Source organism: Akkermansia sp. N21116, assembly GCF_029854705.2.
Classification (GTDB): domain Bacteria; phylum Verrucomicrobiota; class Verrucomicrobiia; order Verrucomicrobiales; family Akkermansiaceae; genus Akkermansia.
In genome coordinates this window covers 2,711,983-2,725,176 of record NZ_CP139035.1, presented here as the reverse complement: position 1 = coordinate 2,725,176, position 13,194 = coordinate 2,711,983, and the positions used below count along the sequence as shown (strand labels likewise).

Annotated in this window: 8 protein-coding genes and 1 CRISPR repeat array (1 of these 9 only partly in view); all 8 genes read left to right on the top strand. The window is 51.8% G+C overall.

Features of this window, described 5'->3' with window-relative positions; genetic code table 11:
* The first annotated feature begins 88 nt into the window (after positions 1-88).
* The 8 genes from rpsO (at position 89) to cas2 (ending at position 8,736) form a co-directional block, all read left to right on the top strand.
* A complete protein-coding gene (gene rpsO / locus QET93_RS10350) occupies positions 89-343 on the top strand; it encodes a 30S ribosomal protein S15 (protein ID WP_280131841.1) in 255 nt (84 codons plus the stop codon).
* Between the two features lie 501 nt (positions 344-844).
* On the top strand, positions 845-3,277 hold the full coding sequence (gene cas3, locus QET93_RS10345; protein ID WP_322189972.1) for a CRISPR-associated helicase Cas3': 2,433 nt from the start codon (positions 845-847) through the stop codon (positions 3,275-3,277).
* Between the two features lie 3 nt (positions 3,278-3,280).
* Complete coding sequence (cas5c, locus tag QET93_RS10340; protein WP_280125537.1) at positions 3,281-3,994, top strand: type I-C CRISPR-associated protein Cas5c; 714 nt, start codon at positions 3,281-3,283, stop codon at positions 3,992-3,994.
* A 7-nt stretch (positions 3,995-4,001) separates the two neighbouring features.
* On the top strand, positions 4,002-5,795 hold the full coding sequence (cas8c, locus tag QET93_RS10335; RefSeq protein ID WP_280131843.1) for a type I-C CRISPR-associated protein Cas8c/Csd1: 1,794 nt from the start codon (positions 4,002-4,004) through the stop codon (positions 5,793-5,795).
* Positions 5,796-5,804: 9 nt separating this feature from the next.
* Positions 5,805-6,668 carry a type I-C CRISPR-associated protein Cas7/Csd2 gene (gene cas7c / locus QET93_RS10330; RefSeq protein WP_280131844.1) on the top strand — a complete coding sequence of 288 codons (864 nt, stop codon included), beginning with the start codon at positions 5,805-5,807 and terminating at the stop codon, positions 6,666-6,668.
* An 86-nt stretch (positions 6,669-6,754) separates the two neighbouring features.
* Entirely contained in the window at positions 6,755-7,411 is a 657-nt protein-coding gene (cas4, locus tag QET93_RS10325) for a CRISPR-associated protein Cas4 (RefSeq protein ID WP_280131845.1), read from the top strand.
* Positions 7,408-8,436 carry a type I-C CRISPR-associated endonuclease Cas1c gene (gene cas1c / locus QET93_RS10320; protein WP_280131846.1) on the top strand — a complete coding sequence of 343 codons (1,029 nt, stop codon included), beginning with the start codon at positions 7,408-7,410 and terminating at the stop codon, positions 8,434-8,436. Before cas4 ends, cas1c begins: the two co-directional genes overlap by 4 nt.
* 9 nt (positions 8,437-8,445) lie before the next feature.
* Positions 8,446-8,736 carry a CRISPR-associated endonuclease Cas2 gene (gene cas2, locus QET93_RS10315; RefSeq protein WP_280125542.1) on the top strand — a complete coding sequence of 97 codons (291 nt, stop codon included), beginning with the start codon at positions 8,446-8,448 and terminating at the stop codon, positions 8,734-8,736.
* Positions 8,737-8,920: 184 nt separating this feature from the next.
* Positions 8,921-13,194: direct repeats of the CRISPR family, unit length 32 nt; unit sequence GTCGCACCCTACGCGGGTGCGTGAATTGAAAC; it runs 2,573 nt beyond the window's last position.

The window sequence follows — 13,194 nt, the reverse complement described above, 5'->3', positions numbered from 1 at the left end:
GACTGGTATTAACCATACTGGCGGTCCTCAATGTGTCCAATTTAGCCGCTGCCACGAGCTAATAAACTAATTAAGGAAACACAAATCAATGAGCGAAGAAATCAATTTGCAGGACTACAAGATGCACGAAACTGACACCGGCAGCTGCAGCTACCAGGTGGCCAGTCTCACCAAGCGCATCAAGCACCTGACGGAACACCTTGGTCAAAACAAGCACGATGCTTCATCTCGTCGTGGTCTGCTTGCCATGGTTGCCCGCCGCCGCAAGCTGCTTGACTATCTCAAGCGCGAAAGTGTTGAACAGTACACTACTCTGATTCAGCGTCTTGGCCTCCGCCGCTAATGTCGGTCGGAGAGGACGCATGACGTCCGTCAAATTATAACTCAGTGAGCCGCTTCACGATTCGTGGGGCGGCTTCATTATTGATACCGGCCTGTTACTTTGAAGGATGAGGATGCCGAAGGTGGTTCAAGGAGGATAGGATGGTTGCTACACAATTCAGGATGTTGGAGCCAATTTAGTTGAATCTCCTCCCAAGAGACACGGAGAGGAGAAACGACATGATTTAAAATTGTCATGTCATTTCGATGGGTGTACTATGGCGTAACGTCAGAGAATGAAAGAGATGATGTCGAATTGACCGAGGACTTGAAATTCAAGCAAAGATTATTTATGAAAATGTAAGATTAGTAAGAAAATCTACTTTTATGAATTCAAACGTCACATATCTTGTGTTTGTTAATCTGAAAATTGATTCCATTGTCGGATAGGTTAATTGAGGGCGGACAAAACTTTCTTGTTTTTTAATATTTCTTTTATTTTTTAGAAAGTGTAAATTTTTTGATGATGTATTACGCTCATACCAAACAGGAAGACAAGAGTTTATGGGAACCTTTGTATACAGATGGTTGGGATGTCCCCATAGTCGGGCATTTGAATAGGTGTGCCCGTTTGGCCTCTTGTTTTGCTTCCGGTGTATCACCTTATTTCCCCCATGTTTGGGGGGAGTGCGGCAGGATGGCGGGCTTGTGGCATGATTTGGGGAAGTTCCTCAATGAGTTCCAGGTCTATCTGGAGAAATCCGCTGACGGAGATTCTGTGGTGAGAGGCAGTGTGGATCATGCGATCGTTGGGGCTCGCTATGCTGTAGATACTTTATTTCCTGCTGACCTGAGTCCTATTTCTGATTTGTTTGCCTATGTGATTGCAGGGCATCATTCCGGTTTGCCTGATGGCGATAGCCTTTTCAACATCAGGTTGCTCAAGGAGATCGGGGAATGGAAAAGCCATGCTCCTGCCAGCCTGCTGGAGCCGGGGACTCTTGCTAAGAGTTGGGGGGAGGCCGCACATCGTATTTGCTCCGGAGAAAAAGGGAGTGTGCCGGGAATTCACCCGTGTATGATTGGGGGCTCTTGCGAAAGGCACGGATTTGCGGTCGCGATGCAGGTGAGAATGTTGTTTTCTTGCCTCGTTGACGCGGACTGTTTGGCATCTGAAGAGTTTAGGTCTCCTGACTCGTATAGGAACCGCCCCGTTTGGCCGGAAGATATCCTGCAACAAATGAGCCGGGAGTTGGAGGAAAACCTTAGGGAAAAGGAGGAGAAGAATGATGGTTCTCCCATTTCGTCCTTGAGACGGAAAATTCACCATTCCTGCTTGGAACAGGCATCCGGCGACCCGGGAATTTATCGTCTGAATGTGCCCACCGGAGGAGGCAAGACGCTCTCATCCCTCAGTTTTGCCTTGAAGCATGCTTTGGCACATGGATTGAAGCGTGTGATTTATGTGATTCCCTACACGAGTATTATCGACCAGACGGCTTCCGAGTTTCGTCAGGTTTTTGAGCGTTTGTCGAAGGAATTGAATGTTTCCTGCGTATTGGAGCACCATTCCAATATCGATGTTCCCGACAAGAAGGATGAGGATGGTGATTCTCTAAACCCGACTGTGCTTGCTGAAAACTGGGATGCTCCCCTAATTCTGACAACGGGCGTACAGTTTTTTGAGTCCCTGTTTTCCAACCATCCCTCTGCCTGCCGCAAATTGCACCGGATGGCTCAGGCTGTCGTGATTTTCGATGAAGCGCAGACCTTGCCCGTATCCTTGTTGTCTCCATGCCTGCTGGCGATGCAGGGGCTCCACCGCGACTATGGTTCGACTGTAGTGCTTTGCACGGCGACCCAGCCACCGCTTGAAAAGTCGGATGATTTCCCGATAGGCTGGGATCATGGTGAACAAAAAAGTCTGCTGGGGCAGGAGATGGAAGAACGGTTGTTTTCCTGTATGAAGCGTGTGAAATTGTCCAGCCTGGGCGAACTCGATGTGGAGACACTGGTGGAACACGTGGTCAGCGAGTCTCTGCCCTCATGCCTGTTGATTGTCAATTTGACGGCGCAGGCGCAGGCGGTGTATGGAGCTCTGGCGCAGAAAGAGCAGGTGGACAGGGACGGATTGTTCCATTTGTCCGCGCGGATGCGGCCCGTGGATCGCAAGCGCATTTTGGATCTGGTGAAAGAGCGCTTGCGCCTCGGTGAGCCTGTTGTACTGGTGGCGACACCGGTGGTGGAGGCCGGGGTTGACCTCTCCTTCCACGTCGTTTACCGTGATATGGCTGGGGTTGATTCGATTGCCCAGGCGGCAGGACGCTGTAACAGGCACGGCGAGTATGCGGATGGGGGGCGCGTGTTTCTGTTTGCGTCGAGCGATCGTCAAGTTCCCAAAGAATTGCCTTCATTGCGGAAAGCTCAGGCTGCAACGCGCGATGTGTTGGGTAGTGTCGATGTGGCGGATCTTCTGGAACCTCATGCCGTCGATTTGTTCTTCGAACATTATTATCAAGACCATAAAGACTCGACTGATAGATGGGATACTCCGGGCATCGTAGAAAAGACTGCTACGGGTGCTTCCAATCCCACGAAAATGTATCGGAATATGAAGTTCAAGGCAGTAGCGGAGAGCTTTCAGATGATTCCAGAGCAACAACATCGCATCATGATTGTGAGGGCAGGTGAGAAGGAGGCTGAAGCTATTTATCAGGAGTTCAAGTGGCGTGAACAAGCCGGGCTGATGCCGCCTCGGGATTTGTATCAGAAGGCGGGATGGTGGTCTGTGAATGTGTATGATAACGATTGGGTCGCTCTTCAACACGGGAAAGTGGAAAAATTTGCAAGAGAGACGATTTTTATTGTGCCGGCAGGAGACGATATTTATGATGCTAATATTGGTTTTCTTTCAAGCAAACTGTGGGATCCCAATTGGAAAGCTTACATGATTTGACGTATGATATCTGGAATAAAATTACATGTATGGGGTGCATTTGCCTGTTTTACGCGTCCGGAGTTGAAGGCGGAACGTTTTTCCTATGAAGTGATGACTCCTTCGGCGGCGATTGGCGTTTTGTCTGCGATTTATTGGAAGCCCGAAATCCGATGGGTGATCGACAGGATTCACGTGTTGAAGCCTATCCGTTTTTTCCAAGTCAGGAGGAATGAAGTGGACGGAAAATTTCCGAAGCCCAAGAAGGAATGGATGCAGGGAGGAAGCGGCAATGCCGGGATGTTCATCGAAGAGAGAAGACAGCAGCGAGCTTCGACTATTTTGAGGGATGTCGAGTACCTGATTGAGGCTCATATTGAGGTCCTGAAGGCCGATGAGAATCCTGCCATTGCTTCGGAAGTGAAGCATTTGGAGATGTTCAAGAGGCGGGCGTCCAAGGGGCAGTGCTTCCATCAACCTTATTTCGGGACGCGGGAGTTCCCCGTTGATTTTGAGCTTTGGGAGGAGGAATCTGCCCCTCCATCAGAGCTCCCTGAGCGGGACAGGAACAGGAATCTGGGACTGATGCTGCACGAGATCGACTATATCCCGGATCAAAAAGGCAAGATTGTCAGGTCGAACGACGGCGTCAGAGTGACTGCACAGCCGAGGTTTTTCATGGCGTCACTGGAGGATGGAATCATGTCCGTGCCGCCACTGTCTGAAACAATGAATTGAAGATGCCATGATTTTACAGGAACTTAATGCCCTTTACTCTCGTCTGCTTCAGGAAGATGGGAACCAATTGCCGGATTTGGGATTCAGCACCCAGCTCATCGGCTTTCGCATTGTCTTGAAAGAAGATGGAACGCTCGTGGAAATACGGGACATACGAGAGCCTTCCCCGACGGACAAGAAGCCCAAGCCCAGAGCTCAGAAGATGATCGTCCCCGGTGGTACCAAGCCTTCAGGGTCGGGACTGAATCCATGCTTCCTCTGGGACAATAGCGGGTATTTGCTGGGTTACAAAGGGGCAGATGACAAGAAGCCGGCACGTACCCGCGAGGCATTTGCCGCATTGAGGGACAAGTATCTTGCCTTCGAATCCCGGGTGGGGCATCCAGCGTTCAGTGCAGTGTGTCGGTTTTTGGAATCGTGGAACCCGGAGTTGACTCCTGAGAAAATCAGCGATGCCTCGCTATACACCTGTAACGGCGTTTTTCGCATCCAGAGCAGTAAGAAGGATGTACACACGACGCCCGAGATTCAGGACTGGTGGAGGAGAGAGGGAAACGATGCCTGGTCGGGCAAGGACTCCGGCTCCGATGGCACCAACAGGGGGATTTGCCTGGTTTCGGGGAAGGAAAGTAACTTGGCGTTGCTCCATGAACCTGCCATCAAAGGGGTGTGGAAGGCGCAAGTATCCGGTGCCAAGCTTGTGTCCTTCAATTGTTCTGCCTTTACATCCTATGGCAAGGAACAGAGCCTCAACGCCCCAGTTGGGGAATATGCGGCCTTTTCCTACTGCAATGCCCTGAATTATCTGTTGGAGAACGAGAACCACAGTCTTCAGTTAGGAGCGGCATCGACGGTGTTTTGGAGTGATGCCCCGGTCTCAAAAATGGAGGAAGTCAATATCGTTTTCCGCTCGATGATCAACACGCTGCCGCCTGCCATGGATAAGAGCGTGAGCGAGAGGGTGGAATCCATCTTGACTGCCTTGAAACAGGGGCGCTTGGACAAGGGAGTGGATCCGGATGATGATGTGCGTTTTTTCATTCTGGGGCTGGAAGCCAATGCGTCGCGCCTGTCGGTGCCCTTCTGGCTTGTCTCAAGCTTTGGAGAATTACGCCGTCTCGTCCAAAACCATTACGAAAACCTCAGTATTGTCCCCCGGTGGACTAAGGAAAACAGCAAGTTCCCCGACCCGGAATTGCCCCTTCCTTTTGACTTGTTGAGGCAGACCTGTCGCGAGTCTAAAGATATCCCCAAACCCTATGTGGGGGCCTTGATGCGGTCTATTTTACAAGGCCTTCCATATTCGGATGCCATAGCGGGCGCTATGTTGAGGAGGATACGGATAGATTGTGACGTCAACTATTTACGCGCTTCATTTCTTAAAGCGTGGCTTATCAGAAACAAACAACATTCCATAACGAAAATGCTGAATACAGACAACGAAGAACCCGGTTATGTGATAGGGCGTCTTTTTGCCGTCTACGTCAAGACGCAGGAAGACGCCGGACTTACATCGACCGTTAAAAGCTATTTTTCAAGTGCCTCCATGACGCCCCTGCTCGTCATGTCTCGCCTTGCCAGGCTGAACCAGCACCATTTGAAAAAGCTGCCCTCGGAAGGGCACAGGGTGAATAGAGAGAAGTTGCTCGGGGAGATTGAAGACAAGATCAAAACCAGTATGCCTCGACGTTTCACCTTGGAACAACAAGCCCTCTTCACTTTGGGGTACTACCACCAGATGAATAGTTTCTACCAAAAGAAAGACACTCCATCCAATTCAGAACAACAACCAACCGCTTAATCAACAATCATGAACAAAATTGACTTTATTCTCCTCTTCGATGTGCTGGATGCCAACCCCAATGGCGATCCGGATGCAGGCAACATGCCCCGCCAGGATGTGGAAACGGGGCAGGGGCTGGTAACTGACGTGTGCCTGAAACGCAAGGTGCGCAATTTCATTCAGTTAACGAAAAAGGATGTTCCCGGTTTCGATATTTATGTGAAAGAGAAAGCCATTCTCAATGACCAGAATGCGCGTGCCTACACGGCACTTTCACTTGATCCTGACAAAAAAGCAGGAGCTAAGGAAAAGGACGATGCCCGCGCCTGGATGTGTCAGAACTTTTTTGACATCCGCGCATTCGGTGCCGTGATGACGACTGATGTGAATTGTGGTCAGGTAAGAGGGCCTTTGCAGCTTTCTTTCGCACGGTCGATCGACCCTGTTTTCAATGCCGAATTCGCTGTGACGCGTTGTGCCGTGACCACTCAAAAAGAATCCGATAAACAAGGCGGAGACAACAGAACCATGGGGCGCAAATATGCCATTCCCTATGGTCTCTACAAGGCACAGGGATGCCTGAATCCGTTTCTTGCCGAGCAAACCGGGTTTTCCGAGGGCGATTGGGAAACATTTGTCGATGCTCTGACTCACCTGTTTGAGTTCGACACCTCTGCTGCGCGTCCGGCGGGTTCGATGGCCATGAGGAAATTGATCCTCTTCAAACATAACAACCAGCTTGGGGCCGCTCCGGCACACAAATTGATCGACCTTGTCAAAGTTACCAAAAAGAACGGAGTAGATGCTCCGCGTTCCATTGGAGACTATGTGATTGATATTGATCGTGAAAAGCTTCCAGCTGGAGTAACGGTCGAAGAAATTGACTGTTAAACAATTTATTTCTCCTCCCGTCTCCTTCTCCTTACTGGAGGAGGCGGGTAGGGAATGGCTTTGCCCAGTGTTGGTCAGCATCCTTCATGCCAGCCTCCTCCATCCCCATTTCTGCATTGCAGCACTACCTTTTTTGTCCGAGGCAGTGTGCGTTGATTCATGTCGAGCAGGAATGGGGGGAAAACTATTTGACGGCTGCTGGAAGAATCGAACATCAGCGCGTTGACTCCGGTGAATCCGGAAACCAGGGTGGTATCAGAGTCGAACGGAGCGTCCATTTGCAATCCGCGCGGTATGGGATACATGGGGTTGCGGATCTCGTGGAGTACCATGGCTCGTCCAAACGCTGGTCTGCCATTGTACCGGTCGAATATAAACACGGTAAACCCAAGGAGCATCGGGCAGATGAAGTTCAGTTGTGCGCTCAGGCTCTGTGTTTGGAAGAAATTCATGGGATAGATATCCCACTGGGAGCGTTTTTCTATTGGCGCACCAGGCGGAGGCATGAAATAGCCATGGATGATTCCTTAAGAGAGCTGACAAAGGCAACTATACTGGCGGTTCAACAATTGATCGAATCCTGCCACATACCGGAACCATCTCCCGGCCTGCACTGTTCGGCTTGCTCCATGAACGAATTTTGCCTGCCTGGCATTGTCGGGAACCGAAAAACATCTGCTACCAGCTACATCGAAGATCAATTGAGGACAATGCTTGCCGAAGAGACTGGGGAGACATCATGAAACAGCATTTAAATACTCTTTTTGTTACGCGGGAAGGCGTGTGGCTTGCCAAGGATGGCGAGACAGTGTCCATTCAGGAAAAAGGAAACACCTTGATGAGGGTTCCCTTGCATAATTTGGAATCAATCATGACGATGGGGTGGGACATTGCCGTATCTCCTCAATTGATGGCGGCCTGTGTAGAACAAGGAATATCCTTGAGCTTTTGTTCTCCTCACGGGCGTTTTTTTGCCTCTGCTACGGGAGCGACTCGCGGTAATGTTCTTTTGAGGAGAACCCAATATCGATGGGCGGATGATGCTGAACGCGGTCTTCATATTGCTCGTGAAATGATAACCGCCAAGGTACTCAATTGTCGAAATGTCTTAATGAGGGCATCCCGGGATCATCCCGACGCACAGTCGGCCCTGCAACCGGCAATAGATGGATTGGCCGCCAGCATCCGTCAGATACGGAAAGTAGATGCAGCTGCTAGCTTGTTAGGGTTTGAAGGACAGGCTGCGGATATCTATTTTTCGGCATTTCCCCACATGATTTCAAATTCCCATCGGGCATTCGTCTTTTCTGGGAGAAACAGGCGTCCTCCGAGAGATGCCGTCAATGCCGTATTGTCCTTTCTCTATAGCCTTTTGGCTCATGATTGCCGATCCGCATTGGAAGCTTGTGGACTTGATTCTTTTGTCGGTTTTTTTCATCGGGACAGACCGGGGCGTGCGGGACTGGCTCTTGACTTGATGGAAGAATTTCGTGCCCCTCTGGCTGACAGAATGGCCTTGAGCCTGATCAATCGGCAGCAACTGGATATGAAGGATTTTGAATACGAAGCAAGTGGAGCAGTTCTACTTCGGGAAGAAAGTCGTAAAAAAGTCATAACCGCGTGGCAGGAACGAAAAAAAGAGCAGATCATTCATCCTTTCTTGCAAGAAAAGATGACGATTGGATTTCTTCCTCATATTCAGGCGCGTTTGCTGTCACGCCATCTGAGGGGAGATATAGACTCCTATCCACCCATGATTTGGAAATAACCAGAGTATATGTTTATCCTGATTTGTTATGATGTAGCTACATCCACTAAAGCGGGCGAGCGTCGTCTTCGTCGGATTGCCCGCATATGCGAGAACTATGGGCAAAGAGTTCAAAATTCCGTATTCGAGTGTCAAATTCCGTCGGCACTTTTTGTTGGCGTGAAAGATCAACTGCTTCATGAGATGGACAAGGAAGAAGACAGCATGAGGTTTTACTTCATGGGAAAGACAGCAGGCAGTAAAGTTCTTCACATAGGAACCAAAGTATCCTACGATATTGACGGGACTCTCCTGATTTGATCGCTTCCGCGAACATCAAGCTATAGGAAAAACTCCGGAAGGTTCGCGGAGATTCCAGTAGCTTGGTTCTCTGTAGATTGAAATAACGAAATTGAAAAGAGGAACGATTCCTTCCTCCAATATCCCGAGGTTCGCGGAATCCTCCTCTTTGATACAGTAGTATGAACATGTTATCATTTCTACTGTCGCACCCTACGCGGGTGCGTGAATTGAAACATTGGATTGTTGGATAATAAAGAGACACTCGTATGTCGCACCCTACGCGGGTGCGTGAATTGAAACGGGATCCGTTGCTGACGCTCCTATTATTATAGGAGTCGCACCCTACGCGGGTGCGTGAATTGAAACTATCGCCCCATGCCGGACTTTCGATGATGCCTTGTCGCACCCTACGCGGGTGCGTGAATTGAAACGACCCAATGAAGCTCAGAAAGCATTCTATAACAGGTCGCACCCTACGCGGGTGCGTGAATTGAAACGTATAATCCCGACCATGTACGGCCAGTTGTCAACGTCGCACCCTACGCGGGTGCGTGAATTGAAACCCATCGTCCGTAGTGGGGATGGAGATACAGTCAGTCGCACCCTACGCGGGTGCGTGAATTGAAACATCGCTTCGTGGCGGGACGTTGCAGAGGCTTCAGTCGCACCCTACGCGGGTGCGTGAATTGAAACTACTATTATATTAACTTATGTATTCTATGATTTAGGTCGCACCCTACGCGGGTGCGTGAATTGAAACCCGTGTCGCTATTGATGAATCAAGCGTTGATGGAGTCGCACCCTACGCGGGTGCGTGAATTGAAACAGCATCGCTATGCGAATGGTACATATAGCAATGGGTCGCACCCTACGCGGGTGCGTGAATTGAAACCATGCGGGTACAGCGTGTATCCTCCGTGAGCATGGTCGCACCCTACGCGGGTGCGTGAATTGAAACATGTGTCAAAATGATACCTTGAAATCCATTTATGGTCGCACCCTACGCGGGTGCGTGAATTGAAACGGGACAAAATCATCAACACGCTGGAGCCTGAATGGTCGCACCCTACGCGGGTGCGTGAATTGAAACCAGATGCGCGGGAGTTTCTCGTCAGGATGCTTCCAGTCGCACCCTACGCGGGTGCGTGAATTGAAACCGAAAAGGAGGTCAGCCAAGGCAGGTCCCGAAAATGTCGCACCCTACGCGGGTGCGTGAATTGAAACTTAGCGTCATAGTCACGGTACCGGTACAGCGGCAGTCGCACCCTACGCGGGTGCGTGAATTGAAACGGTCTATTATGATTTCGGTGTCTCGATCCATTGTGTCGCACCCTACGCGGGTGCGTGAATTGAAACTACGTGAGCTTTGATATTGGGATGAGTGATGCGAGTCGCACCCTACGCGGGTGCGTGAATTGAAACACTGGATTACGGACAAGAACGGGCAGCTTGTCAGGGTCGCACCCTACGCGGGTGCGTGAATTGAAACGCCGGCAGGGACGCAGGTGTCTGATGAGGCTCCGGTCGCACCCTACGCGGGTGCGTGAATTGAAACGGGACCAGGAGGGTAAGGCTGTGGTGGGGAGTGAGTGTCGCACCCTACGCGGGTGCGTGAATTGAAACAGTCCCTTAAAGCCAAGAACCCCGAGAAGAGTGTTGTCGCACCCTACGCGGGTGCGTGAATTGAAACCCCCCGGCCGTCCTCCACCAAGGACGGCCTTTTAGTCGCACCCTACGCGGGTGCGTGAATTGAAACTGCTCCGTCTCAATCGGCTGAGCCGTCCGACGCACGTCGCACCCTACGCGGGTGCGTGAATTGAAACCTTTGAATCTCCCCGGCTTGCTCGGCAACAGCGGGTCGCACCCTACGCGGGTGCGTGAATTGAAACCGTTGCCGTTCCACCTCCGTCAACTTGTCGTAAAGTCGCACCCTACGCGGGTGCGTGAATTGAAACTACTCCCCGGAAAACGGTGGGTATGGTAGCCCGTGTCGCACCCTACGCGGGTGCGTGAATTGAAACATCGTCTGCACCCGGCGCTACGCTCAGGATCGGAGTCGCACCCTACGCGGGTGCGTGAATTGAAACTTGTGGGCAAGGGAAATCAAAGGTTAAGCGTAAGGTCGCACCCTACGCGGGTGCGTGAATTGAAACTGAATGCTATCACTCGAATGAAGCCGGCAGATTAGTCGCACCCTACGCGGGTGCGTGAATTGAAACCAGAACAATCTATCGGCGAGATATTTGTCGGCGTGTCGCACCCTACGCGGGTGCGTGAATTGAAACGAATTTATCATTGATGTGGGCAATCCGCTCAATACGTCGCACCCTACGCGGGTGCGTGAATTGAAACAATGATCGACAATGCCTACTTCGTCGTGTGGGAGTCGCACCCTACGCGGGTGCGTGAATTGAAACAATGATCGACAATGCCTACTTCGTCGTGTGGGAGTCGCACCCTACGCGGGTGCGTGAATTGAAACTACGGCGACTTGCCGAGAGAGAACAGCAAGTGCGTCGTCGCACCCTACGCGGGTGCGTGAATTGAAACGCTGGCGTTTCTGTCGTTTTGGACGCTTCTGGAGAGTCGCACCCTACGCGGGTGCGTGAATTGAAACTTGTAGATCTTGTCAGCCCCGGCGCGGCCTTCGAGTCGCACCCTACGCGGGTGCGTGAATTGAAACCGGAGCACATGGAAGGATGGACTTGTTGGGGGCGAGTCGCACCCTACGCGGGTGCGTGAATTGAAACCCCTTACAGCGAACGCCGGGAAATTCAGGACCCCGTCGCACCCTACGCGGGTGCGTGAATTGAAACTCTGTGCCGACGGAGGCAGCTCCGCATGGTCTGAGTCGCACCCTACGCGGGTGCGTGAATTGAAACGGCCTGATCTGCGACGCGCTTGAGGAGTACGATGGTCGCACCCTACGCGGGTGCGTGAATTGAAACTTTGCGATCGTCAAAAAGTACCATGCTGAGGCTGGGTCGCACCCTACGCGGGTGCGTGAATTGAAACGGGAGCTTCCTCTGTCCGATTGTCCCGGTGACGAGTCGCACCCTACGCGGGTGCGTGAATTGAAACAAATCGCGGAAGTCTGAGGCGGTGGCGTTTCGGGTCGCACCCTACGCGGGTGCGTGAATTGAAACACCGATCGTCAAGGTGGATGGACAGATGGGAACCGTCGCACCCTACGCGGGTGCGTGAATTGAAACGACGGCCAGGACATGATGGGCACCGACGTCTGGAGTCGCACCCTACGCGGGTGCGTGAATTGAAACGTGGTGTCCGGGATGGCGTGATGGCGTTTTGACGGTCGCACCCTACGCGGGTGCGTGAATTGAAACTGGGATTGTCCAGTCTTGCAGCGTTACAAATAATGTCGCACCCTACGCGGGTGCGTGAATTGAAACCCCTTGCCAATCACCATACTCATACCCCTATCCGTCGCACCCTACGCGGGTGCGTGAATTGAAACCAACATCATGCACATGTCCGGATCCCGACATGTAGGTCGCACCCTACGCGGGTGCGTGAATTGAAACTGAATGCTATCACTCGAATGAAGCCGGCAGATTAGTCGCACCCTACGCGGGTGCGTGAATTGAAACCAGAACAATCTATCGGCGAGATATTTGTCGGCGTGTCGCACCCTACGCGGGTGCGTGAATTGAAACGAATTTATCATTGATGTGGGCAATCCGCTCAATACGTCGCACCCTACGCGGGTGCGTGAATTGAAACAATGATCGACAATGCCTACTTCGTCGTGTGGGAGTCGCACCCTACGCGGGTGCGTGAATTGAAACAATGATCGACAATGCCTACTTCGTCGTGTGGGAGTCGCACCCTACGCGGGTGCGTGAATTGAAACTACGGCGACTTGCCGAGAGAGAACAGCAAGTGCGTCGTCGCACCCTACGCGGGTGCGTGAATTGAAACGCTGGCGTTTCTGTCGTTTTGGACGCTTCTGGAGAGTCGCACCCTACGCGGGTGCGTGAATTGAAACTTGTAGATCTTGTCAGCCCCGGCGCGGCCTTCGAGTCGCACCCTACGCGGGTGCGTGAATTGAAACCGGAGCACATGGAAGGATGGACTTGTTGGGGGCGAGTCGCACCCTACGCGGGTGCGTGAATTGAAACCCCTTACAGCGAACGCCGGGAAATTCAGGACCCCGTCGCACCCTACGCGGGTGCGTGAATTGAAACTCTGTGCCGACGGAGGCAGCTCCGCATGGTCTGAGTCGCACCCTACGCGGGTGCGTGAATTGAAACGGCCTGATCTGCGACGCGCTTGAGGAGTACGATGGTCGCACCCTACGCGGGTGCGTGAATTGAAACTTTGCGATCGTCAAAAAGTACCATGCTGAGGCTGGGTCGCACCCTACGCGGGTGCGTGAATTGAAACGGGAGCTTCCTCTGTCCGATTGTCCCGGTGACGAGTCGCACCCTACGCGGGTGCGTGAATTGAAACAAATCG

Coding starts and splice junctions, on each gene's coding strand:
- rpsO (WP_280131841.1), top strand. CDS start 89: ATGAGCGAAGAAATCAATTTGCAGGACTACAAGATGCACGAAACTGAC.
- cas3 (WP_322189972.1), top strand. CDS start 845: ATGATGTATTACGCTCATACCAAACAGGAAGACAAGAGTTTATGGGAA.
- cas5c (WP_280125537.1), top strand. CDS start 3,281: ATGATATCTGGAATAAAATTACATGTATGGGGTGCATTTGCCTGTTTT.
- cas8c (WP_280131843.1), top strand. CDS start 4,002: ATGATTTTACAGGAACTTAATGCCCTTTACTCTCGTCTGCTTCAGGAA.
- cas7c (WP_280131844.1), top strand. CDS start 5,805: ATGAACAAAATTGACTTTATTCTCCTCTTCGATGTGCTGGATGCCAAC.
- cas4 (WP_280131845.1), top strand. CDS start 6,755: ATGCCAGCCTCCTCCATCCCCATTTCTGCATTGCAGCACTACCTTTTT.
- cas1c (WP_280131846.1), top strand. CDS start 7,408: ATGAAACAGCATTTAAATACTCTTTTTGTTACGCGGGAAGGCGTGTGG.
- cas2 (WP_280125542.1), top strand. CDS start 8,446: ATGTTTATCCTGATTTGTTATGATGTAGCTACATCCACTAAAGCGGGC.